Origin of the sequence: Simkania negevensis Z, from assembly GCF_000237205.1 — a bacterium.
In the GTDB taxonomy this organism is placed as follows: Bacteria; Chlamydiota; Chlamydiia; order Chlamydiales; family Simkaniaceae; genus Simkania; species Simkania negevensis.
Genome location: NC_015713.1, coordinates 180711 through 204380, shown reverse-complemented (window position 1 = coordinate 204380; position 23670 = coordinate 180711). Strand labels below are relative to the sequence as shown.

Annotated in this window: 24 protein-coding genes and 1 pseudogene; 10 read left to right on the top strand and 15 right to left on the bottom strand. The window is 41.0% G+C overall.

What is annotated here, in order from left to right:
• Positions 1 to 22 precede the first annotated feature (22 nt).
• The 4 genes from SNE_RS13140 to SNE_RS01550 are packed head-to-tail and all read left to right on the top strand — an operon-like array spanning position 23 to position 2120.
• Positions 23 to 238, top strand: coding sequence for a hypothetical protein (locus SNE_RS13140; protein ID WP_013942539.1), 216 nt, complete (start codon positions 23 to 25; stop codon positions 236 to 238).
• Complete coding sequence (locus tag SNE_RS01560; RefSeq protein WP_013942538.1) at positions 235 to 507, top strand: hypothetical protein; 273 nt, start codon at positions 235 to 237, stop codon at positions 505 to 507. The genes SNE_RS13140 and SNE_RS01560 overlap by 4 nt, the downstream gene beginning before the upstream one ends.
• The gene (locus SNE_RS01555; protein WP_013942537.1) at positions 504 to 1316 is read left to right on the top strand and encodes a peroxiredoxin family protein; all 813 of its coding nucleotides are present in this window, start codon (positions 504 to 506) and stop codon (positions 1314 to 1316) included. Before SNE_RS01560 ends, SNE_RS01555 begins: the two co-directional genes overlap by 4 nt.
• A gap of 42 nt (positions 1317 to 1358) precedes the next feature.
• Positions 1359 to 2120, top strand: coding sequence for a metallophosphoesterase (locus SNE_RS01550; protein ID WP_013942536.1), 762 nt, complete (start codon positions 1359 to 1361; stop codon positions 2118 to 2120).
• On the opposite strand, the gene SNE_RS01545 is transcribed toward SNE_RS01550, so the two are convergent.
• Positions 2101 to 3087: a hypothetical protein gene (locus tag SNE_RS01545; RefSeq protein WP_013942535.1), complete on the bottom strand. Its 987-nt coding sequence runs from the start codon at positions 3085 to 3087 to the stop codon at positions 2101 to 2103. The genes SNE_RS01550 and SNE_RS01545 overlap by 20 nt on opposite strands.
• A gap of 172 nt (positions 3088 to 3259) precedes the next feature.
• Between SNE_RS01545 and SNE_RS01540 the strand changes: the two genes are divergently transcribed.
• Positions 3260 to 3721, top strand: a complete 462-nt coding sequence (locus SNE_RS01540; RefSeq protein ID WP_013942534.1) for a hypothetical protein — start codon at positions 3260 to 3262, stop codon at positions 3719 to 3721.
• Between the two features lie 56 nt (positions 3722 to 3777).
• A complete protein-coding gene (locus SNE_RS01535) occupies positions 3778 to 5643 on the top strand; it encodes an OPT family oligopeptide transporter (protein ID WP_013942533.1) in 1866 nt (621 codons plus the stop codon).
• Positions 5644 to 5803: 160 nt separating this feature from the next.
• On the opposite strand, the pseudogene SNE_RS13560 reads toward SNE_RS01535, so the two are convergent.
• Together SNE_RS13560 and SNE_RS01525 are read right to left on the bottom strand one after the other, a co-directional pair.
• Positions 5804 to 5879 (bottom strand): annotated as a pseudogene (locus SNE_RS13560) (transposase); the annotation flags it as partial.
• A 19-nt stretch (positions 5880 to 5898) separates the two neighbouring features.
• On the bottom strand, positions 5899 to 6312 hold the full coding sequence (locus SNE_RS01525) for a transposase (RefSeq protein WP_079891506.1): 414 nt from the start codon (positions 6310 to 6312) through the stop codon (positions 5899 to 5901).
• A 25-nt stretch (positions 6313 to 6337) separates the two neighbouring features.
• On the opposite strand from SNE_RS01525, the gene SNE_RS01520 reads away from it, so the two are divergent.
• Positions 6338 to 6649 carry a hypothetical protein gene (locus SNE_RS01520; RefSeq protein WP_013942530.1) on the top strand — a complete coding sequence of 104 codons (312 nt, stop codon included), beginning with the start codon at positions 6338 to 6340 and terminating at the stop codon, positions 6647 to 6649.
• Positions 6650 to 6854: 205 nt separating this feature from the next.
• Entirely contained in the window at positions 6855 to 7013 is a 159-nt protein-coding gene (locus SNE_RS13135) for a hypothetical protein (protein WP_013942529.1), read from the top strand.
• Between the two features lie 147 nt (positions 7014 to 7160).
• Here the strand turns inward: SNE_RS13135 and SNE_RS01515 are convergent, their stop codons facing one another.
• The 3 genes from SNE_RS01515 to SNE_RS13130 form a co-directional block, all read right to left on the bottom strand.
• The gene (locus SNE_RS01515) at positions 7161 to 10781 is read right to left on the bottom strand and encodes a hypothetical protein (protein WP_013942528.1); all 3621 of its coding nucleotides are present in this window, start codon (positions 10779 to 10781) and stop codon (positions 7161 to 7163) included.
• Between the two features lie 154 nt (positions 10782 to 10935).
• Positions 10936 to 11163, bottom strand: a complete 228-nt coding sequence (locus SNE_RS01510) for a hypothetical protein (RefSeq protein ID WP_013942527.1) — start codon at positions 11161 to 11163, stop codon at positions 10936 to 10938.
• 701 nt (positions 11164 to 11864) lie between these two features.
• Positions 11865 to 12749, bottom strand: a complete 885-nt coding sequence (locus SNE_RS13130) for an IS5 family transposase (protein WP_013944429.1) — start codon at positions 12747 to 12749, stop codon at positions 11865 to 11867.
• Between the two features lie 287 nt (positions 12750 to 13036).
• Here SNE_RS13130 and SNE_RS01495 point away from each other — a divergent pair, with 287 nt between their 5' ends.
• Both SNE_RS01495 and SNE_RS01490 read left to right on the top strand, forming a co-directional pair.
• Positions 13037 to 13600, top strand: coding sequence for a type II secretion system protein (locus SNE_RS01495; RefSeq protein ID WP_013942524.1), 564 nt, complete (start codon positions 13037 to 13039; stop codon positions 13598 to 13600).
• Positions 13597 to 14523: a hypothetical protein gene (locus tag SNE_RS01490; RefSeq protein WP_013942523.1), complete on the top strand. Its 927-nt coding sequence runs from the start codon at positions 13597 to 13599 to the stop codon at positions 14521 to 14523. Before SNE_RS01495 ends, SNE_RS01490 begins: the two co-directional genes overlap by 4 nt.
• Here SNE_RS01490 and SNE_RS01485 read toward each other — a convergent pair.
• The 9 genes from SNE_RS01485 to mutL all read right to left on the bottom strand — a co-directional run bounded on the left by SNE_RS01485 (position 14493) and on the right by mutL (position 23663).
• Entirely contained in the window at positions 14493 to 15746 is a 1254-nt protein-coding gene (locus SNE_RS01485; RefSeq protein ID WP_013942522.1) for a sensor histidine kinase, read from the bottom strand. The two genes, SNE_RS01490 and SNE_RS01485, sit on opposite strands and share 31 nt — an antisense overlap.
• Positions 15747 to 15843: 97 nt before the next feature.
• Positions 15844 to 15999: a hypothetical protein gene (locus SNE_RS13125; RefSeq protein WP_158307189.1), complete on the bottom strand. Its 156-nt coding sequence runs from the start codon at positions 15997 to 15999 to the stop codon at positions 15844 to 15846.
• The gene (locus tag SNE_RS01480) at positions 15996 to 16343 is read right to left on the bottom strand and encodes a helix-turn-helix domain-containing protein (RefSeq protein ID WP_013942521.1); all 348 of its coding nucleotides are present in this window, start codon (positions 16341 to 16343) and stop codon (positions 15996 to 15998) included. Before SNE_RS01480 ends, SNE_RS13125 begins: the two co-directional genes overlap by 4 nt.
• A 224-nt stretch (positions 16344 to 16567) precedes the next feature.
• On the bottom strand, positions 16568 to 17383 hold the full coding sequence (locus SNE_RS01475) for a hypothetical protein (protein WP_013942520.1): 816 nt from the start codon (positions 17381 to 17383) through the stop codon (positions 16568 to 16570).
• Positions 17384 to 17444: 61 nt separating this feature from the next.
• Positions 17445 to 17741, bottom strand: a complete 297-nt coding sequence (locus tag SNE_RS01470) for a DUF190 domain-containing protein (protein ID WP_013942519.1) — start codon at positions 17739 to 17741, stop codon at positions 17445 to 17447.
• 292 nt (positions 17742 to 18033) lie between these two features.
• On the bottom strand, positions 18034 to 18414 hold the full coding sequence (gene crcB / locus SNE_RS01460) for a fluoride efflux transporter CrcB (RefSeq protein WP_013942517.1): 381 nt from the start codon (positions 18412 to 18414) through the stop codon (positions 18034 to 18036).
• Positions 18411 to 20894 (bottom strand): adenylate/guanylate cyclase domain-containing protein, encoded by a 2484-nt coding sequence (locus SNE_RS01455; RefSeq protein ID WP_013942516.1) that lies wholly within the window; start codon positions 20892 to 20894, stop codon positions 18411 to 18413. Before SNE_RS01455 ends, crcB begins: the two co-directional genes overlap by 4 nt.
• Positions 20891 to 21973, bottom strand: a complete 1083-nt coding sequence (locus tag SNE_RS01450; RefSeq protein WP_013942515.1) for a M24 family metallopeptidase — start codon at positions 21971 to 21973, stop codon at positions 20891 to 20893. Before SNE_RS01450 ends, SNE_RS01455 begins: the two co-directional genes overlap by 4 nt.
• Positions 21948 to 23663, bottom strand: a complete 1716-nt coding sequence (mutL, locus tag SNE_RS12115) for a DNA mismatch repair endonuclease MutL (protein WP_013942514.1) — start codon at positions 23661 to 23663, stop codon at positions 21948 to 21950. The genes SNE_RS01450 and mutL overlap by 26 nt, the downstream gene beginning before the upstream one ends.
• Positions 23664 to 23670: the final 7 nt, after the last annotated feature.

The following is a 23670-nucleotide window of genomic DNA, read 5'->3' as shown; positions in this document are numbered from 1 at the left end:
GAACCCAATTCATGTTTAACCTATGAAATCCGTAAAACCTACATTGATTTTTCTTTGCATCCTGATCATTTTTGGATTCATTTTGATTTATAAGAATGATCGCGAAACCAATCAGCAATCCATGCGAATCTGTGACCAAGAGTATGCCCTATGCACATCTGTAAAGTGTATCCCCGATCCAAGTCATTCAAAACAAGCCATCTGTTTTTGCGAAGTCATGAAGGGAAAAAGGTCATGAAATGCCCAAATGGAACTCCTTGGACTTGGTGTTTGAACAAAAAGTGCGTAGTTGACCCCATGGATCCAAACAAAGCAGTTTGTATCTGTGACATCATGTATCAAGAAGACTGGGTAACATTTGGTGGAAATTGTGACCAAGCGACTTGTCAAACTGGGTATTGGTCGGGCGCAACAATTGACGCCTTCCATGAAGGTGCAAATCTCTTGATTAAAGAATTCGACTTGGATCCATCAATCATTAAAGAGTGTGTAGGAAATCCTCAATGAAAGGGCTCCATATTTGGATTCCAATATTCATCATTTTTGCAATAACAGCCCTGGGATTAAAGCTATCCCAAACTTTCTCTCCATCATGTTTTGCTTGCTCAACTCAGAGCCCCTACCTAACAATGATGGGTAGTGCTTATTTTATTACGATTCTCCTCCTATTCATATTCTATCCCAAGTTTCCTCCCCCGCAACTTACTAAATTTGGATTGCTAGGAGCTTGCTGTATCGCACTCATACTAACTTATCTTAGAGCTTCCAATCCGTGTCCTCATTGTTTGATTGCTCATGCATGCAACATTGTCATCTGGACCCTTTGGTTGATCGCTTCAAACATAAAAGACCTCTCTACATTAAAACACCGTTTATCTTCATCGCTTCTCTCAACATGTGGGGCTTTCGCGCTAGTGACCAGCTTGCATTTTATCTTTCCCTCCTCCCTCCTCAAACAAAAAGACATTGCTTCTATTTTCCCGGCTCAATCAACTGCAGAGATCCACATTATTAACTTTGTTTCACCCAATTGTGCCTATTGTAAAGAGCAGCTCTCCTTACTGGACAACGCTGCGATGCAACTTCGCCACCTTCCCTATCGCTTCACCAATGTGACAGTTTCTTCTATCGAAGAACTCTCTCCACTAGCTTCGCATACACAGTGGGTAGAAGATCAAGAAATGAAACTTCACCAACTCTTCCATGTCACAGGATATCCGACCATGTATATTGTTGATAGGGATGGGAAAGTGACTCATGTCTTCCGCGGTGCTTCTGATGAGATCGGATCATTCCTTCTCAACATTATGAAATAGAAGTTGACCGATTAAGTAGATTCAGTTTTGATCATAGAGCATATGCTGATTTGGGTTTTATCAGACTTACATCTTGCCATTTCCGTGCCAGAAAAAACCATGGAGGTTTTTGGGTTGCCTTGGAAAGACTACATGCAGCGCATTGAGCGAAACTGGAAAGATGCTGTTGGGCCTGATGATTTAGTTCTCATCCCAGGAGATATCTGTTGGGCTCATAAGATGGAAGAAGCAATGAGCGATCTAAAGTGGATCGATGCATTGCCTGGAACCAAAGTCATTCTTAAGGGAAACCATGACTACTGGTGGCCTTCGAGCAAACGACTCAAGGAAATGCTCCCTCCTTCAATTCACTATGTCTATAACAATGTGCTTAACTGGAACGGCGTTTCAATTGGAGGCACACGGCTATGGGATTCGAATGAATACAGTTTCGATGAGATCATTGAGCAGATAGAAAACCCCTTGGAAAAGAAAAAAACCAAAGAAGAAATTGCAGAAGAAAAACTCCAAGCGGTTAAAATTTTTGATCGAGAGCTCGACCGACTTAGACTCAGCCTTTCTCAACTCGATCAAAATGCCAAATTGCGCATTGCAATGACCCATTACCCACCAATTAGTCATGATCTCAAAGATTCGCGTACTTCAAAAATCTTAGAAACTTACAATGTCAATTATTGCGTATTTGGTCATCTGCACAATGTGAAAAAAAATGCGCCCATTTTTGGGGAAAAGAATCAAATTTTATACGTGTTTGCTTCAGCAGATTATCTAGGATTTGATCCCCTTATGCTGGCGACAGTGTAACCATGTGCTTGAGATGAAGTAAGATCTCATCGTCAGGATCGATAGGGTGAGAAGGATCTTTGTCTTGACGCTCTTCTAGAATTTGCCTTACAACTTCTTCTTCTTTGTCTTTATCAAGGTAATCGAAATAGTCTTGGATCACATTCAAAAGTTCGCGCAAATCATCTTCTGTTTCGAGGTTGTCGACAGCCATATTAAATGAAGCCACAAACTGCTCGTTTTCTCCAATGAAAACGAGGAAATGCATCACTTCAAAAAGGAGATGGATGTCAATGTCTTCTCTTAATGTTTCAAGAAGCCTTGCTACCATGATGTTTGCTTCATCAAGCTCAGCTACAGCCATCACGCGAATTCTCAAAAAGTCAAACCACCTCTTGTTTTGGATATAGAGATAAAACCCCTCGAGCAACTCTGATGCATAGAGGTTATTTTCAACATCGAGTTGGTGTGCTACGTATTCGTAAATGAATACCTCTAAATCATGGCAAGAAAAGCGAGAAAGCATCTCAAACCCTTCTTCAGCGTTTCCACCTTCATCGACATGGTCATCGAGAATTTTCTGCAAGCTAACAAGTGAGGCTTGCAACTCTTCTTCATGCTGTATCTCCCCGTCTTCGTATTCTTCAATCAAATGATCAAGTTCATCGCAAAAAAGAGAAAGGGATTGCTTATGAGGGCAAAGGCGGCGCCAAATTTCAAAAAGGCAGAGGAAAATCTGCTCGTGTGCAGCAAAGTCGTTTCCAAGATAGAGCACTTCGGTTAAATCTTCTGGAGAATCACTCTCTTCAACATAGAGGACAAAATGGCCTTCATCGAGGAAAATTTGAAAGTTCTCCATACGAGAAAATAACTCTTCGAGCGAAACAGCTCGATAATCTTCAACTTGCCAAGTTTCTACTTCAAGTTGGGGGTTTCTTTTCAAATTCATTTGAAGAAGATTATAAAGTGCTCGTCCTTTATATGGCATAGATGCAAATTCTCTCAAGATCTGTTACAATTTAACCAATTAATACAAACCATTAATTAATAAAATAAAAAATGTGTTGTATTAGTTAATTTTAACTTATTTGAAAGTTATACTCAAGAAAATTCGTCAAACATCTTTATCTGAATTTATCCTCTAGTTTAAACTTGTCTGCATGAAAAAGCGACCGTTTATTTTATTAGAGCTTTTTATTGCCCTAGCACTTGTTGCCTTGTTTTCTCTGCCTTTAGTGCATGGACAGATTTTTTACGTCCGCGAGCAAAAAAAACGGCTACTCGAAATCGAAAAAGAGCTGAAAGCCGAACAGTGCTTTTACAGAGTTTGCGAGGTCCTAACCGAAAAACACCCACTCCATAAAATTTCCGGTAAAAGTGTCACCGATCCTTTTTCCTTAGATGATAATAAGATCACATTTGACTTTGGTCTCCTTGGGAAGCAAACCTACTATTGGCACTACCACCTATATTCCAATGTATCCCAAGAAAAACCATGCCGCAAGTTGCACGTTAAAATCTGTTTTCTCGAAAAACGGAGAGGGACATGTGATACTAAAGCCAAATTTGCAGATGCAAAGTATGGTTTCACTCTAACAACGAAACAGACATCAAATATGTAGAAGAAAATTCGGCTTAATGGCAAAACAAAAATTTAAAACAGAGTTTTGTTTTGGACATGAAAGACCACCTCTCAGACTTCAAACCTTTTGTTGCTTCTACCGAGCGCCAAAAAGAGTTTTCATGGCGTGCCATCATTTTAGGAATCATTCTTAGCGTCTTTTTCGCGATCGGAAATGCTTATCTGGGATTGAAAGTAGGAATGACCATTTCTGCATCTATTCCTGCTGCAGTCATGTCTATGGCCATTTTACGCGCTTTTTTCCGCAACGTCTCGATATTAGAAAATAACATCGTGCAGACTGTGGCAGCTGTCGGTGAAGGATTAGCCGCTGGAGTGATCTTCACGATTCCAGCCCTTTTCATCCTTGGGGATAAGCCTCCAATACTTAATATCTTTCTCCTTGCCGTTTTAGGAGGAATTCTCGGCGTCTTATTCATGATCCCCATGCGTCGTTACATCATTGTACAAGAACACGGAATCCTCCCTTTCCCTGAAGGAACCGCTTGTGCCGAAATTTTAAAAGCAGGAGAAAAAAGCCAACCTAACGCCATTCTTGCCCTTTGGGGCATCATCATTGGAGCTCTTTACAAAACTCTCAATGGGGCATTCTATCTCTGGAATGAAACGATGAACTTTGTCATCAAACCCTATGAAAAAGCTGTTTTTGGAATGGATGGCACTCCAGCTTTACTTGGTGTCGGGTATATCATCGGTCCACGCATTTCAGCTGTCCTTTTTGCAGGCGGCGCTCTTGGCTGGTGGGTTTTAATTCCTCTAATCAAGATGTTTGGTGAAGGAATGACCACTGTCTTCCCAGCAACAACACCTATCTCGCAAATGGAATCCATAGATATCTGGTCCAATTACATCCGATACATTGGAGCTGGAGCCGTCGCGGCAGGAGGATTGATCACTTTGTTTCGCATCATTCCCGTGATCCGACGCACTATGATCGAAATGCTTCGAGAGGTCTTTCACCTCTTCAAAATGAAAAAAAGAGACGTAGAAAGAACTGATCACGATATTTCACTTTCGTATCTATTACTTGGATCACTTGCGATTATCATTGCTCTTTGGGCATTCCCTGGATTTCACTTAAACATTGTGACTATCATTCTCTTAGTGGTCTTAGGATTTTTCTTTGTCGCTGTCACTTCTATCACAGTCGGAATTGTTGGAAGCTCATCGAGCCCTGTCTCAGGGATGACAATCACAACTCTCCTCATCACCTGCCTCATTCTCTTAGGACTAGGATGGACCTCGCGCGTCTATCTCTTAGGAGCGATTACCATGAGCGCTGTTGCCAATATCGCCATTGCTCTTGGCTCAACAACATCTCAGGATTTGAAAACCGGTTTCTTGCTAGGCGCAACTCCTCGCTCTCAGCAAATTGCTGAAATTATCGGACTTTTTCTTCCGGCAATTGCCATTGGTTTTACTATTTACCTTCTTGATGACGTATACAAATTCGGAAGTACCAAACTTCCAGCTCCACAAGCCACTTTAATGGCGCTGATTGCAAAGGGTGTTATTCAACAGCAGTTGCCGCTTACCTTAGTGATCATTGGAGTTGTCCTTGGGTTTCTCGTCTATTTTATGCGCGTTTCTGTCCTCGCATTCGCCATCGGACTTTACCTTCCTATATCACTTAGTACAAGTGTCATGTTTGGAGGGCTTATCCACTTAATTTTTGAGCACTTTTCAAAGGATGAAAAGTCATTAGGGCGAGGCATTCTGATGGCATCCGGTCTCGTTGCTGGAGATGCTTGTATGGGAGTGATCATAGCCCTCTTAGCTGTCTTAGGGTGGATCCCAGCTTCAAAACCAGGTTTACTAAGTGATTGGTTTAGCTTAGCTTTCTTTATCGTCCTCAGCCTCTTCCTCGGTTTCATATCTTACAAAAAATTTAAAGCTAAGTAGAAAAACTGCGATTTGATTGGGTCAAGCCGAACAATTTCAAACTTATCATTAATCCGCGATTTTAAAGCTTGAGTTATTTCAGGTATCTTTTTCGTGAAAAAAGCTCTAATTTCTTTGAAAAAGTCCACAGACGATTCATAGTATCGATTATACATGGTTGTCTCTATCATTATTTTCCATAGACGCTCTATAGGATTTAAATTCGGTGAATAGGGAGGTAAATAATGTATTTTAATCCTCAACCTCTGGAGAAACTCATCTAACTTTTTGTTTTTTATTCGACCTAGCATTATCTAAGATGATATGAATCATAGAAGCACTTGACCAAGTTTCTAATTCATTAAGAAAATTAATCATCGCTCCTGCATCTATCGCCTCATACTTTTTTGTAAAAATTTGCATGCCCGTAAGGCAAATGGCTCCAGCGAAGTGCAAACGTAATTGCTTCCCTGAAGTTTGCAGTGTTTTTTGTGTCCCTTTTTTAATCCATCCACAGACCGCTTGAGACTGATCTTCTGGGTGCACTGCATCTGCAAAATAAATTTCTTCTCCGGCCCGCAAGCTTTCTTTTAATTCTTTATATTTCTCAATAAATGCTTTTTGTTTTTCTGGGTCTAATTTTCCAGGCACTTTCTTAGGGCGTTTATAAATAAAACCATGCTGCTCCAGCCAATTATTTGTGACTGGAGTTGCTATGACTCAAGTTTTGAGTCCTTTTTCTTTAGTTTTCGCTGGAAAAAATGAGGAAACATTTATCAGTGTGGCCATTAAACTTACAGAGCGTGTGATGCGTGTTGTTGCAACAGCCCTTCTTTTGAGCTCAACTTGTGAAGTAAGCGCCCAAACCTCAAGTAGCGTATTTAGAAAATCTCTTTTAGCAGCAGGAGTGGCTGAGGGTGTAACTGAATTAATCTCACATTGTGATCATCTCCTAACAAGGCTAGCAAGATCCTGTGATACTTTTTTTCAAACTGAAGGTATAATCGAACGAGAAGCTCGAAAATAGGAGAAGAATTTTGCAGGCCGACTATGTAGTACGGCTCTTATCATTGCCTCTTCTGTGATTTCTCAAAAAGCCATTTCTTCTGCATGGGAAATTGCTTAAATTCGAATTAAGAGCAATTAGTCGTTGATTATAAAAAATTTGATCATTTGTTTGAATCCAGATTCTCACGATTTTAGTGGTGGAAGCGTATCGATGACTAAAATAAATGCAAAATTCGGATAATAACGGGCATTATGATAGAGAGCAGCCTGGATACGAGATGTTACAAGCAGGATCCGATCTAGTCGTAGGAGGGACAGGAGCCTTTATGATGGGAGGCCCGATCAGAAACGGAGCGCCACAAGCCGAATGGGGAGAATCGTAGAGATAGAGACAACAGCCCAAAGGACAATACAGGCCCTACATGTTATTTCAGGTCATACTGGTAGTGTTTGGAGAGCGGGTTGTAAAGGAAATAACAAAACTCTTTTTCCTGATCCGACGAAACCAGTAATAGACTCAATTGCTTCTTTTACGCTTTAGTGTACGACTCAAAGATGAACTGGTTATAATCTGAGTAAAACGCTTTGAAGTATGATGAAATCTCTCTCTTCATTGTATGCATATCTTCAAACTCGATAATCCCTTTATTGTCATCTCTGAGGCGGTATACACCTCTTGTGTTATCAAACTGCAGGTTCACAGCGTGGCCAGCTGTAGGACTGCGTAGAACGAGAACAACTTGCTTATGCCCTTGAGTGCTCCACTGCTCTATTGTATTGGCAAGGTGGTCTTGCAGACTTGTCTGGGCTGGAGGACTGGGTAGTGTGTAACTTGCATGCAATTTGAGGCCATAGACACTTGGAAGCTCGGCTTCAAGTTGTGTGTACGCTTGATTTGCTGCGGTTAGCTTGTCATGCAACTTTTTGAGTGCAGAAAGAGAAACTGTTCCTTTTTTATAGGCCTCTGAAGCTTCAGCGTATTCCTTTCTGAGCTTCACGACTTCTGCATGCTGTGATTTGTAACGTGATTGATGGTAACGTGTTGTTTCGTTACTTCCTAGAAGGATCGTGCTTGAACTCACAGGGCCTTCAAGGAAAGCTCGTTGGACTTGAAGTGAGTTATTGTAGCAAACGCCTGCTCCTAAGTTGGTGTCTGGGGTATCGCCTTGGTTATAAGGTCGGATGATGCGATCTATATTCGCTGTTAGCCAATCGTGTTGCGCACCATAGGAGCTTGCGTAGAATCCTTCAAACCACTTCCCGGGAACTTCGATGAGGCTTTCTATTTCTTTCACTAGGTAGGATACAAGCTGCTCTTCACGCATGTTGTCAATTTTCGAGAGATCTAGGCCATTGACAAAAACCTCCTGCAGCTGGGCTGTGTACATAGGCACGTGCTGGGAGGGATCTGTATGCGAGTAAAATTCTTCAATGAGTGGCGAAAATTTTTCCTTTGTCGCCTTGTCACGCTTGACTTTGATCTCATCCCACTTAAGAAGGAGGCCATCTACAGCAATTTTGTCTGAGTAAAGTGTGAAGGCATTGAGAAGGGCTGGATAATGCGTGGCAAAGTGCTTGCTAAGGGGCGGATTGAATGTATGGCTATCTCTAAATCGCTCGAAGCGGTTTTGAGCAGTTTCTTCTTTGAGACCTCTCAAGACGCGGCTTGCTCTTGATTCAAGTCTTGGTAGCTCTGAAAAATCTCGCTTAAGTTGGGCGAGGACTTTGGATTGGGAATCGCGTACTGTTCCTCTTTCTAAACTCTGATAATCAAGGGCATCTCCGGCCTTATGTTTTGCTGCGATGAGCTCAATAAAGCGTCCTTCTTCTCTTGTAATCATGAGTTCATCTGGACGGATGAGTAGGTTCAAAGCTTGCTCTAGTTGCTGAAGCTCTGTGGGAGATGAGTCTGGAAGTTTGCGGACTAAGGCAATTTGTCGCTTTATCTCTGCAATATTTTCCCTGAGATGTGAGTTATCTAAGTCTAGTAAAGCAAGACTCTTTTTAATGTTTCCTGTGTAGCGAACGCGTTTTTCTTCAGGTGTTTCCACTTTTTGCGATCGTTCGGAGACAACTGGGCTTATTGAATCTGTTGAAGATGAAGATTTGTTTTGCCACATGTCTCGAATGCTACTAACTCTTGAACGATCGATTTCTTCTGCTTTTCTAGTTGGAGACTGCGGCAATTCTCGCACGCCAATCGCTTGTTTATATTTTTTGATAATGGGATCAAGACGTTTTCTGTCTGCTCCAAAATCTTTTTGAAGTGTTTGGATGCCTTGTAGGATGGCTCGTTTATCTTCAGTAGAAAAGATCGGATTGCCTAGATGGGGAATGAGTTCTTCAAGGTATGCGTTAACGCTTTTGTCAGCGGCTTCTCTTTTTGCAGCTTGATCGAGGTTGGGAATCTTTCCTGGTGTGTAGGTGCGAAGGAAATCATAAGCATTTTTGACGTGCTGTTTTTTTGCTTCATATAAAGCTATTGCTTGCTCGTGAGTTGCGCTTAGGCGTTCTTTTCCTTCGACATCGGTGAGTTTTGCTTGCAGTTTGTGGCACTGGACAAGTAGAGCCTTGTGAGCTTCTAGTTCTTCCGAAGAGGCTCGTGCCATCGCTGGCATGAGAATGTCATTTTCGAAAGCGACAAGTCTATTTAAGACATGCGGTTTTTGAGATGGCTCGAGTGTCGTTTCTGCAAGATCGGCAAGCTCAATTGGAAATGCGCTTTTCATTCCTGTGGGAAGTCCTAGTGCGTCTCCAAGTGTTTGAATGGCAGTGTCGAGCTTGGCTCCCGCTCCATACTCTTCAAGTTCGTCTTGAATGGTCAGCAGCGCTTGGTAGAGGTCTCTCTTTTCGTGTGTTTTAAACGTTGGGTGACTGATTTTATCTGAAAGAGCGGTGATATGCTTTGTGATGGCGCTAGCATACTTATCCCTAGATGGCGACTCTTCAATAGACGGAAAGTTCCCTCTTTCATAGGAAGTTAAAAAGGTATGAACTTTTTGCTTCTGATAGTGCTTGGCATTCCACTGATCTAAGAGCACACTGTGAGAGGCATCTAATTCCTTGTCTGCATCAAGCTCTTCCACTTTTGGTTTGAGAGCGATACATTGGTCTACAAGTGGCTCTAAAGCTAAAAGCTCTTCTATTGTCGAGACATTTGCTAGGGCTGGAGTTAAAACATCTTTTTCAAATGCGACTAACTTTTCTAAAATCGGTTTGCGTGCTCCTTCAGGCTCACTTGCTGCAAGTTCGCGGAGTTCAATTGGGAACCCACTTCTGATGCTGTCAATAGCACCAACTGCTTCTGCAAGCTGGCTTCTCACTGGCTCAAGTCTGGCAGCTTCTCCATGCTCTTCAAGTTCGTCTTGAATGGTCAAAATGGCGTCGTAGAGAGCTGCTTTATCAGATTTAGAGACCATTTCTGTGATGTTTCCGTTTGTAAAGTTTCCAATCAATTCGGTGAGGCTTTTGACAAGTAACGTTCTTCTTTCGGGATCTTCTAGATTTCCAGCTCTTCCTTTTTCATAGGCAATCAATGTGCCATATCTTCGGTCAAGAGTGACTGATTTGTAGTTATAATTCTGACAAACAGCCTCCTTGAGGTCTGCTAGTTTTCCTTTTGGATCGACAGATGAGACCTTTTCCACTAACAGAAAGCAGTTTCTCAAAACAGGCTGTAGAGCTTTAAGTTCAGATTGTGAGTTTGCTCCCTGTATCGCTGGAATTAAACAGCTTTGCTGAAACTGATAAAGATTTCTTGCAACAGATAGTTTATCTTCAATATCATCTTGATTTAGAAGTTCATCTAACTGCTTAAAGAAAGAATGTTCTAAAATTTTTTGGTTGCCGTCTGAGAGATGCGTTCTGAGACTCAGTAAAAGATTGAGCGCCGTCAAGGACGTAGCAAAAGGTGTTCCATCTCCATGCTCAGAAAACTGGTCGTTGATTGTACTGAGCTTGGCGATAAACTCAGGAATGTTATCCAGAGACTTTTTTGTCGTATCTCCTAGATAATCAATAACTTTCTGCGCCATTTGAGAAATATTCGCCCTTGTCTTTTCAGCACTATCAGATTCGGCTATGTTTGTTTCCTCTGCATTAAATGCGACGAAAGACTTAAACTGCTTAGTTTGAGTAATATCAGAACTCATTTATTAATATTCAACCTTTATTAAACAAATCGTGATTTTTTTAATTATATTCATATAATTATTATACATATTTTATAATAAAAACTTAACAGAAACGTTTGTAAGGAGTAAAAGCCAGTGATTGATGCTTTTCAACTCACTGGCTTTTAAAGACTTAATTTTTTGGGGATGTGTTTTTTAGAGCATCCGAAACAATCGGATCGGAGGTGTAGCGAAAAGCTTGCTTAACAAGCTCCTGAGCAGTCATTGAAGGAGGCTTAGCCAGGATATGCCGAACTTGTTCTTGCACCAGGGTTAAGTCTGTCACTTCTTCATCTTTTGGGGTGTCAGTCATCCGAAATAGCGCTGATTTGTCACCATAACCATCTACTAGATTTGCCATGATAAAAACTCCTTATTAATGGAATTGGAATGAATTATAAAGAAGGCTTTTCCTGTTGTCAATCGCTTAAATATAGTAATTCTTTTTTTAAAGTTAAGGCTTGAACTTATCCTAATAAATTTTCGATCCAAAAAAAATGAGCAAGAGTTTAGCAAATGATTCCCATATGCTTGGAATGCGATCCCATCTCATTAATATCCTTCTGCTTTTTCGTTTCAGACAGGAAAAGCATCTCTCAACAACCCACCTGCATTTTTCAAGGTTGAAAAATTCGTAAATTTCTCTTATTTCCACTCTTTCTTTCCGATTTTTTCGATATCCAATAATTGGCAGGTAACCTCGATTCAACATTTCTTGTCTGGTACCATCGCAGTCATAGCCTTTGTCTGCTTCACAAGCCACTAACATTTCATTGTTTTTACACTGAACACGTTGCAATCTAATATAACCAACGCTTGTTCTCTTTTATTTCCATTTGCACCCGTCGTTGTTATCCATAGAGGCCTCCCCCTTTTTTCTACAACCAAGTGTAATAAAGAGCCTTTCCCTTTATATCCATACTCAACTTCTTTCCCCCCACCAGGTGCTGGGGGAAAAAGAGCCGTCTATAGCTAGCTGTGAAAGGTCGATTTTTCCCTCTGCAATGACTGTGTTGAAAAAATCAATTTTCGTAGACTCCCCCCCCCTCATCATCAATCGTATTAAGTTATCAGAAGCATTTGATTCAGCATTTTGCATTTAATATGACCTTCGATTTTTTGAGTTTCTATTTTCTTTGAGAAAAACCTTTCCCCATACAGTCGCTTTAATCTTGAGAAGCTTGTCTCTGCTAATGCCCTTCTTGAGTATCTTGTCAGTTTTCCCCAGATTTCTCGCGCTAGCTGATCTCCTCCCAGTCCTTTTATTTCGCGTAAGGCGTTGTTCCTTCTTGTCATAAAAGGAGATAATAGGCTGTTTTTTCTAGGCGGAATAAGGTCTTTCGCTCCTATTTGATTGATGGCCTCCCTGCATCTTTTTGTGTCGTATCCTCCATCTGCTATGACGGTCTCAACGGGTTTAGGGAGCTTCTCTATGATTTTCGGGCCTATTTTGCAGTCAGCTTCATGCCCTTTTGTGATTTCAAAGTGGATAATTTCTTGAGTGTTTTCATCAATAGCGATGTGCAATTTAACCCATTTTCTCCTCTTTGAGGCTCCATGCATTTTCACTTTCCATTCTCCCTCCCCATAGACTTTGATCCCTGTAGTATCTAACAGCACCACTTTAGGTCTTCTAGAAGAGAGCTTGGGCAAAAGAGCTTCCATGTGGGAAGCTCTTTTGCAGATCAGAGAGTAGGTCGGAAGAAAAATATCAGGTTCTATATGTGGAAGGATCGATTTGGCAAAACCCTCGAGAGTTCTATAGGTAAGGCGATATTGTATCTTTAAGACAAGAAGGAGATAGATGAGTGGAAGGGAAAACAAACGAGGTCGACCTCGTTTGTTTTCCTCTGGCTTTTCAGTTAACGCATTTGGATCGATGAAAAAAGTTATACTTCCTCTTTTTACTAAGTCTCGATTATACTTGTGCCAATTGCGTTTACGCATCTGAAGCTCCTTTATGTTTAGTGACTTAAACCATAAGGAGCTTCTCTTTTTTAAGAAATTTTTATCAAGACTTCTCTTCTGATTTTTTCAACACAGTCCTCTGCAATCCCAATTTGCAACAAGCCGCTTATTCACCAGCTTTTCGAAGAAAGTGTTTATTAGGAGAATTTTGATGCGTCAGTTCTGCATCAGTAGAAGACATCAAAGCTGAATTTTCTAATAATGATCTGCATTAAAGAAAATGCTCATAAGGCAAAAAATAATAGAGCAGAGTATCATATTGAGTCATGAAGAAACGGCCCTTTACCCTGATTGAAATCATGATCGCCCTTGGAATCGTCAGCTTACTGCTTGCTGTCATGTTTCCTCATTTTCGAGAAACCATGCGGATGAAAAAGCAAATCGAAATCGAAAAGTCCTATGTCTTTGCAAAAGCCCACGTTCAAGAGCGGCTTGCCACCTTGTTTTCCAAGACACCACACCACTTCAAAACCCATCAGGAAAAAGATGGACCATTCGAGCTACAGCTTAAGTTTGATAATGGATATGATGATGACGAAAACTTTCGAGGAGAAGTGACTGGTCATCTTTGGTGCGACAAGGGCATACTCCGTTTTAAAACTTTTGGGAAAAAGGATGCTTCTCGCGAAGAGATCCTTCTTGAAGGGCTCAAAAATGCGCGGTTTGACTTCACAAGCGTCACGGAAGGAAAATTCGATATAACTTCGAGCTGGGAAAAGGGGGACCTTCCACTCTTTTTTGTTTTAAATGTGAGTTTTTCCGATGATAAAGAAGATGCCTTTTACTTTCGCCTAAACGCGAAAAATCGCTTAGAGTACCCGAGTTTATGAATATCCTTCCTCTTGTGATCACTTTTCTTCTCATCTTTGGCGCGATCTCGATTTCTTTTGTCGCGAGTCAGGCCACAGATAAAACAGAGGGATTGGCCTATCAAGGGAGGATTCGGGCACTACGTCAAGCTTATAACGAAGTCGAAGAGCACATCTACGATCAACTCAAAGAGTCTGGAGAGGGGCGAAGAACTTCAAATCAAACTTTATCTAACTCAAGTGATCAGACTCCAGAAGAAAAACCTTACTTTCGTTTAACACGCATGGGGTCCAAACATGGCGCCCTCAATTTAGCTTTTCTGACTGAAAAAAATCTCGATAATGAATGGCTCAGGGAAAAAGCAATTCAATATCTCGAAGAGGTTTACCAAGAAGCTTCTTTTGTTCAAGAATTAAAAAATCCTCATTGGGCGAGCGAACTACTCGATTTTTTTGTGGCAGCGCAAAAAAAAGCGCTGAAAGAAACTCAACATTTTCTTCCATTTGACAAGCTTGTTCCGGAAGGTCCTCTAAAAGAATTTTACCCCAAACTCATTCGTGGAACAAATAGTTTTGATCCCATTCGCGGAAAAGGGTACCTTCCACTTGAAAGGTGTATCACCTTTAGTAAAAGACACACCAAACCGATCAACTTCCACTTTGCAAATCCCAAATTACTCACGGTTTTTTTAGGTGTGGAAGCGACTGAGAAAATCATGCGCGCAGAATGGCCAGATGGACATCCAAGGAAAGAAGCTAGCAACGTGAAGAACTACGCACTCCAGATTGAAGAGCTGAAAACTCTTTTAGGTGATCAGTTTGACAAGCGGTTGGAACGGATATTTGATGGAAAGTATCACGTGAAGGGTAAATTTTCTAAACAGTCTGTCGATCTCAAAACTTTTATATCGGCTCAAGTCGTCGAAGAGTCTAGTCCCGAGTAATCCATCACTGTTTGCAAAGCCTTACGAAAGGTCATCAGAAACTCTGTTCCTTTTCCCAGTTTTGATGATACCTCTATGCTACCTTCATGTTTGTTTATAATGGTTTTAACAATCGAAAGTCCAAGCCCTGCCCCCCCAAGACGGCGTGAATGGGACTTATTCACTGTGTAAAACCTCTCAAAGATGCGCGAGATATCTTCTTCAGGAATTCCCATTCCCTTATCAGCAACAGTGAGCCGCACTTCATCAGGCCGATCCTCAATCGTAATGGTGAGATCGGCAGGTCCTGTTGAATATTTCACTCCATTCTCAAGCAAATTCATCAAAGCAAGCTCTAAAAGATCAGGATCAGCTGGAATGGAAATGATTTCTTTATTTTGAAGTGCTTGGATGTTGATATCAGGATGAACTGCAAGAAGTGTATAGATACAGTTATCGACAAGTGCTACGAGATCACATTCTTGCAGTCTTGCTTGTGGCAAATAATCGAGATCTGTCAGCGTAAGAAGGTTTTTAACAAGTTGATCCATCCGTTGACAGTTGCGAACAATTTTTTCTGTAAAATCTTGAAACATTGCCTCAGACACTTCAGGCATTTCACTCAGGGTTTCTGCAAACCCTTTAATGATGGTGATCGGTGTCCTGAGTTCATGAGATGCATTGGCAACAAAGTCTTTTCCAAGTTGATGCTTTTGATACTGCCCTGAGTTATCTGCTAATAAAATTAAAAATCGCCCAATTTCAGAGAGCGGTTTGACAACGAGATTCAATGACTTTTGATCTATTTCTTCGACACAAAAAGAAAACGATTGCTCATGGCCCGTTTCTTTACACCGTAAAAACAACCGGTGACACTTTTTGAGCAGTGAGGAGTGTTTCAAATCTTGAAGTTCTTGCCCTACAAGCTTTGATTTCGCAAGCTTAAGATACCGTTGCGCTTTTTGGTTGAAGTAGAGAATCCGCCCCTTTTCGCTAATGAGAATCACTCCTAGAGGGAGAGCTTCAAAGAGATACTGATGCTCTTTTCTTCTCCGTTTTCGTTTCGGCTGAATGGATGTCCAAGTCGCCTGAAAAAAGAGAAACACTCCTAAAAAAGTGACAATAAAAACTACAAGAAAAAGGGTCCAGTCTTCAAATCCCCCTTTTTTTGCAGGGTAAAAACACAAAAAACTGGCAACGATTAAAAGGAATAAAAGCGTAAGAATTTTCTTGGTGTAACTCATTCCTCAGATGGTACCAAAGGGGGAAATTAATTGCGATTGAGCACCATTTCTCCGAAAAAAAATACTTCAGGAAATCGTGATGACTCCCTCTAGCTCATCATCTTGAATGTCCGCAATATTCGCAGCTCGACTTACTATCTTGATTCACACGCATGCACACAGAGCAGGACCATTTCTCTTTCGTGGTTGTCAAAGCATGCAAGCTTGCAAAGCTCGCAAAAGTTAGGAGTAAGGCCAAAGTGATCTTCTTCATAACTCTCTCTCCTTTTCTAATCTCAAAAGTCGCCTCTCTAATGACTCATACCGTTTTTTAAGGCTCTCATCAAAAGCTTCAAGCTCGAGCAGGCGCCTTTCATGAACTTCCAATTCTTGTTGGATATCTAATTCTTTATAGAAATTGTTTTTCTTATGCAAGATATGATCAAGCAATTTTTTTACTGTCACTTCACCCTTGGTATACTTTTCTATTTTATGTGCGAGTTGCAACGAGGGCTTTCGTTCTCCCCGAAGGAGTTGGTACAAATAGGAGGGAGAAATTCCTAAATCTCCTGCAAATTTTTTAACAGTAAGATTCTTCCTAAATAAAAAATCTTTCATTTCGAAATCCTTATATGTTCCATCTAGAAATGATAAAAAATTTTAGGCTTTTATTATTGCATAAAATTTATGCAACTTGCACAGAAAGAACTTTTGCAAGGTATTTTGTACCACTGAAATCAGAGAGAAGACAGAGATAATTTTTTTACCTCTCTCTGTGATTTTCATGGTAAAATTAATTTGTAGATTAAAGAAATTGAGATGCTTGCAGTTCGACAATATACTCAAACACTTTCTGAGGTCGAATTTTTTCGCAACTTATCGAGGTATAAAAGCGCACTCTTAACAGCTAAAGGAATCAACAAAGTAGTAGCGGCCGAGATAAACGGATGAATCCCATACTTATTGAGTCGAACAAAATCAGAACTCGAGCTTGGCTTTAAAAATAAAGCTGATAAAGCATAAGTAGCGTCCCCTAAAGCGCTAATATATGCTGAAGCTTCAAGATAGGAACCTATTTGTCCTCCTAAATAATGTCCGACAACCAAAGTGGGAACATTCATCAGTTGGGTTGCAACTACCCCTGCTGCTGCAACTGCTGCTTCAACATTTTCACGTCCCAAACGTTTACCCCAATCACTCAAATGACTAGGACTTGACCGTCTCGTGATACCCCCAATTAATGGATAAACTTCAATCGTGGGTTGAACTTTTTCATAAAAAAGTTTGAGCGCGAGATAGTGTCCTCCTTCATGAATTAGGACTTGCCTTGTTGCTAGGTCTAGAAGGGAAAAGGAAAGTAATGGCCCATATGCGACGTAACCCCATATATCGGACATGTCAAGTTTAAAATCCTGGGAATAAAGAAGCACTGTTCTGAAATAGATGTTAGTGACTGTAACAGCAACTGGAAGAACTGCAAGAGTGATGAGCCCTGGAGTTGTCGTCACAAAAAAACTTGTCACTGCACAAAAAGTAACTCCTAAACAAACATCTCGAATTGCTGGAAGGGCAACTTGTTGGATTAATTTTTCACGATTCGTTTGGGCCCACTCATAGAGTGAAGGAATTTCTGTAGAATGAACTGGCGGAACTAACATATATTACACCTTAAAACGACGATATTATATAGTCATATTTAATTTAATTAAATACGACTATTTATTTTAAATCGCCATTAAGTGTAACTATATGTCCTTTTTCAATTGTTTCTTTAAGGATTTCAATAGCTTCCTTTACACGATCTGGAACATCGAAAAATTCTACAACTAGAGGGAGGCTTAAGGAAAGGCTTAAAAATTTAGACGCTTGGATTTTACCCCCTTTTTCAAACCCTTCAATTCCCCTGAAGACAGTGACATGAGCCATTTTAATATCATCATGAAGCACCTTTAAGACCGCGTCTAAATGGTGCTCTGATTCTGTCATGTAAATGCGTGTGATTAAGATGTTCGTCATTAACCTACTTCCGAGTTAAAGTTTTTGAGGTTTTTTGAATTTTGAGCATTGTCCATAAACATGGGTTCAGTGGATAGCGTCAAAAGATGAGCCTGAATCTGAGTTCTAAGTTTATGTTCTAAAGAGAGTTCTCTTAAATTCTCAGCATTGTTGGCGACGGGAAAGGTCAAAAGGTCCTTTTCGAAACAAAAAGACTCGGACGGATAAGAAAAATCCCTGAGAATGCGAGAAAGAAACTCAAAACTCAGTTTAAGAGGCTGGAATGAAAAAAATGCTCGAACAGGGGGTCGGTTCATATTTTTCTTCCTATTGTTAATCCACACCAGGTGGCAATCAGGCAAAAAGCCACAGAAACGAGAATGTAAAGCGCAGCTTTTAAGAGCTCTCTACTTTCCCAAAGTTCGAGTGTTTCATAGGAAAAGCTCGAGAAAGTTGTAAAGCCACCTAAGAGTCCAATCAAAAGTAGAGCACGAAGTTCTTGCGCAAGATTTCCTCCTCGTTCGATGAGTAGAACTGAAAGGAGACCAATCAGAAATGCTCCAATGAGATTCACGAGAAGTGTTCCATAAGGAAAAGTAAAGCCAAAAAGAGACTGAACTCCTCTTGATAAGAGGAACCGAAAAACTGCTCCCACTCCCCCACCACATGCAATGAGTAATAAGTCTTTTATCATCGTTTATAATTTGTGACGGAAAATACCGGCACAGGTTCTGTAAAGCCTTTAAGTTCGATGGGTTCTAATGATGCATAATTGATGTTGGCCTTCACGTCTTCTTCATCGAGTGTGGCACTACTGATCAAAATTTGTCTGGGCGCAGCCCGATCACAAAGACGGGCAGCTAGGTTGACGTTGGCGCCAAGTACGGTGTAGTTGAGTCGATTTTCGGCGCCCATGTTTCCAGCAACAACCGTTCCAGTGTGAATCCCGATCCCCAATTCAATAGGAACTATACTTGTTTTATTCCAAGTAGCAAAGGATTCTATCACATCAACAGCGCATTTGATCGCGTTGAGCGCACTATCTTTTTTCTCAATCGGAGCGCCAAAAAGGGCCATCACTTCATCTCCTACATACTTATCAATCACCCCGCCATATTGATCAATCTTGTCAGAAATGCGAGTCATACAGCTGTTGATAAGAAGAATGACATCTTTTGGATTCATCCGTTCAGTGATTGCTGTAAAATTGCGAATGTCAGCAAAGAAGACTGTAACCCGTTTTTCTTCGCCTCCCAGTTGAACGTTTCCTTTCAGAGTCTCTTCTGCAATTTCTTTTGAAACGACTTTGTTTAAGACTCCGCGAACTTTTTCTTTTTCACGCAATCCTTTAACCATCTCAAAAAAAGCGTGATAAAGGGTATAGACTTCATCGGCCCCCTTTTTCTCGGTTTCTTTTGGAATTTCAATTTCATGTAGCTTTCCCTCAGCAACTGTCTGGGTCACTTCAGCTAGATGAGCAATCGGTTTAGTAACCCGTTTTGCGATGTTATTGAGAAAAAATAAAACGATGACAAGTGCAATGATTGATGCAATCCGCATTTGCATCGAAAGTTTTTCAATAAGATCTTCGGTTCCTTCATTGATAGAATCAATAAATTGAAACTCTATCGATTTAAGATTGAAAATAAAAAAGTGAAGATCTGCTTCATGGTAAGGAGAAATATGAAGGAAGAAATACTCTTTTCCTCCAAACGTAACCACCCCAGAAGTTTGCCCCATCAGTTTTTCAACAGGCGCCTCAAACCAGGAAGAGTTTTGAGGAGCTTCTTCTCCTTTAGGGTTTGAGACCGCAATAATTCTTCCATCTGAAACAAACATAGAGGTTTGATGTGTTGCTCTTGCAAGTGCAGATAAGATAGGTCCTCCATGAGCTCCTAAAGTCAAATAGCTGGTTTTTCCTGTCTTCGAATCATTCAATTTCAAAGTATTTCCAAAAAAGACGTGGTGAAAGTCTGTTGGTGTAATAACATCGAGGTGGGGCAGAATAAAATCGACTGGCATTTTTAAAGCCTCTGTCTCTTTTTTAACGTCGTATTGAATTTTAGAGCTAAACACTTGATCACTTTGAAGTCCTTTCCCACAAAATGTCTCCAAGTCTAACATTCCCATCCCAAAAGGAGCATCAGGACTAAGCGGATCGTGTCCAAAAAGTTTCGTGTCCGTTAGAGCTGAAACTCCCCAAATGAGTCCAACCTTGTTATAATGCTGAATGTAATTTTTGACGTACTGTAAAATCTCATCTTTGCTTCTGAATTCGTCTTTAGAAAGTGGTGCATCGGTATTTTTATGGATGTAGGAAAAACAGTCAAAGTCGCCACCACTTATGTTGGGATGCATTGCCAATTTTTGCTGAAGCATCTCCTCCCACTTTTCATCTTCAGGAAGGATGTCAGATTTTTCGCGTAATAAAGCTTGAGTTTGTTGGATACTTTTCACAAAGTCTTCAAGAAAAAACGAACGGTAAGGAATTTCAATCCACTTCAGAAAAGGCTCGAGTAAGTTAACCGAGAGTCCGATGTTGGGAAACGTTTTATTGTTCACATCCATTCTTAATAAGACTTCGGGGGTAAAATACACGAAGTAGCTTTCATCTGCTTCTTTGAGATTGTCTTTGCTTATTTGCTGTGAAAACGTATTTAAATCAAACCCAATTCCAATAAAGGGTCCTTTCCATTTACCTGGAAGATTGATATCTTGCATTGCCACCAGGTGAATATTGTCTTGAAGGGGAAAATGCAATGTATTTCTTAGTTCATCAGAGTGAACAACGATGTCTGACATCGTCGTATTGTCTGAAATGTTCTGGACAAATCCAAGCCATTGGTTGGTGATCATTAGAGAAGCAGCATCGAGCCATGTTCCATCAGCTAGGTTGTCTGGAGTAGGCGCAAATCCTTTTTGCACCAGTTTGTAACTAGCAACACCTTGAAGCACTGAATCGATCCGCGCTTGAAGCTTCCAGAGCATATCGGAAACATACGATTCGATCGATTTCCTTTTTTGCTCATTGGCCTTGTAGAGCTCTTGCAACAGACTTTCTCTTGTTTTGAGAAGGTTTGTTCGGGTCACTTGTTGTTCGACGTAGAAAGACGCTGCGAATGCAAGAAAAAAGAGGCTTCCAACCCATATAAAAAGGCGATAGCGTAACTTCATCTAAATAGGTTCCTGTGCCCTGTTTTTGTAATCACCACCATATCTTCTAACCGAACGCCTCCCTTTCCCGGCAAGTAGAGGCCAGGTTCAATTGTGATCACCATTCCCGGAGCAAGCTCGATATCATCGGTGCGAAAATTTGGTGATTCATGCACTTCCAACCCTATACCATGTCCTAAACTATGAAGAAAGTGCTTTTCAAGGTGGGCTTTTCGCATCACTTTGCGCGCTGCTTTATCGATCTTGGTCAAAGCCACACCAGGTTGGCAAAGATCAAGTGCTGCTTGCTTCGCCTCTTCGACAACTTGAAAGAGGTGTTTAAGCTCTTTTGAGCCTTCTCCAAAAAAGAATGTCCGTGTCATATCACTTGCATACCCACTAAGACGGACTCCTAGATCCATTAAGACAATATCCCCCATTTTGAGCTTTCTCTTTCCCGTATGATAATGGGGAAGTGCCGAACCCGCTCCAAACGCAACAATTGGAGTAAAAGACAGCTCTTCTGCGCCCAATTTGCGGCAATAAAATTCAAACTCTAATGCTATTTCTCTTTCTTCAACTCCTACTTTTAACTGTTTTTTTGCATGTAAAAATCCCTTCCACAAAAGCTGAGCACTTTTTTCGATCAGAACAAGTTCATTTGTATCTTTGATTGCGCGCAAAGATTGGACTGGTTTGGCTAATCCCTTCATCTGATAAGGTGTTTGTAACCGGCGCGCTTTTCGCAAGGCTTGAAGCTGTTTTTTAAACTTGTCCACTCGAATGTAAGATGTGTTTGTGTCAAAGCCTACAGTACGCACGTCTTTCCAAGTTGACGAAGAAAGCAAGCTGAGCACCTCTTTTTCCTCCATTTTTTTGACAGTGCAGCACGCTTTTATTTTGGCTTCTTCGTAATATCTACCATCGACAAAAAGGGTAGCTGATCGAGAATGGAGCAGAAGTCTCCCTTGTGAAAGTTGCATCCCTGTAAGATAAAAAATATCTGTTGGATCGTCGCACAAATAACAATCGACTCCCCATTTGGAAAGATGGGCTTTTAATGTTTTTTGTCTTCTAACGAAAATGGTTTTCGATTTCATCTTGACTCATATAAATGCAAGTCGGTTTACCTGTTGGACCATAAAATGGGGAAGGTAGCGAAAAGAGTTGTTTTGCAATCGCCCGCGCTTGCTCCAAAGTTACACCCTCTCTTTCCGATCTTGCATAACGGAGGATGGTAAGCGCAAGTTTTTTTTGCTGCTTCTTGGCTAAGTGCTCATCATCGCCAAATTGGTGCAAGATTTCGACAAGCTCATCAACGAGTTTTTTAATCTCCATTTCTTCTAGATGAGGATCTAAGGCATCAACAACAAAGGTGTTTTCTCCAAATAAACGAATGGCAATTCCCAATTTCTGAAGAATTGGGAGGTGACTTTCAATCAGTCCTTTTTCGTGTATAGCACACTCAAAAGTGATAGGGAAAAGAAGTGTTTGCATTTCTCCTGTTTGCTCAAAACGATTTAAGATGGACTCAAAAGTGATTTGCGCTTTTGCAGCTTGTAAGTCGACAAGGATAATCCCATCAGAGCCTCCAATGGAAAGGTCGATGCCCGCTGCATCGAGAAGTAAATAATGGGAGTATAGACCGATGATCGGTAGATGCTGCGTTGGCAGTTGAGGGGGAAGCATTTCTTCCTTTTCCTCACGGAACATCAACGTAGTTTCGAGAGGACCTTCCCACGCGAAACTTGTCTCAAATTTTGGGTGATTTGTGGGATTTGAGCTTAGCTCTCTTTGTAACGCTTCAAACACCCCTTTGCGAACTACATGCTCTATTTCACTTGATTCATGCAACCGAATTTCAGTTTTTTGAGGGTGAACGTTGACGTCGATCCACTGAGATGGCAATGTCAAGTGGAGAACAAATGTTGGGTGTTCATTTAAGGGAAGACGAGTTCCATATCCCTCGTAAATGGCGCGTGAAATTTCTGCCGATTGAATGGCGCGGCCATTGACAAAGAGATATTGACCAGCTTTGCTTTTTCGACATCCATGAGGTGAGCCAATAAACCCATGCAAAAAACATCCATGTTCCTGATGATGAACTTCTGACGTTCCTTCTAAAAATTCAGCTCCTAAAACTTTTTCAATCACATCGTGAGTGACCACTTCTTTTTCTTTTGATCGTTTCATAAACGAGGAAAAAACCTCTTTTCCATCAGCAATACATTTAACTTCTAGAAATGGGTGAGCAAGGGCTAGCTTTGTCAACATTTTGACAATGGAATTTTGGCAACTTTGAGCTGACTTTTGAAATTTTCGTCGCGCCGGAACGTTATAAAAGAGAGCGTGAACAGCTACAGTTGTTCCAGGATTTCGGGTCGCAGGCTCAAGTGACTGGATTTTCCCACCTTCAGCATACAGTTTATTGGCATCGTCTTTTCTACAGGAAGTGATACGCATTTTAGAAATCGCGGCAATCGAAGCAAGGGCTTCTCCACGAAACCCCATAGAAAAAATTGAAGTCAAATCGTCAGCAATCCGAATTTTAGAAGTCGCATGCCGCTCTATGCAAAGGAGGAGATCGTCGCGACTCATCCCTTTTCCATTGTCACTGACTGACAGAAGCTTGAATCCTCCTCCTTGAATTTCCACAGTGACGCGAGTCGCCTCGGCATCCACAGCATTCTCCAGGAGTTCTTTTACAACACTTGCTGGGTTCTCAATGACTTCGCCCGCTGCAATGAGATTGATGGTCTCTTCAGATAAAACATGAATCGTGTTTGCCATTCTTTTC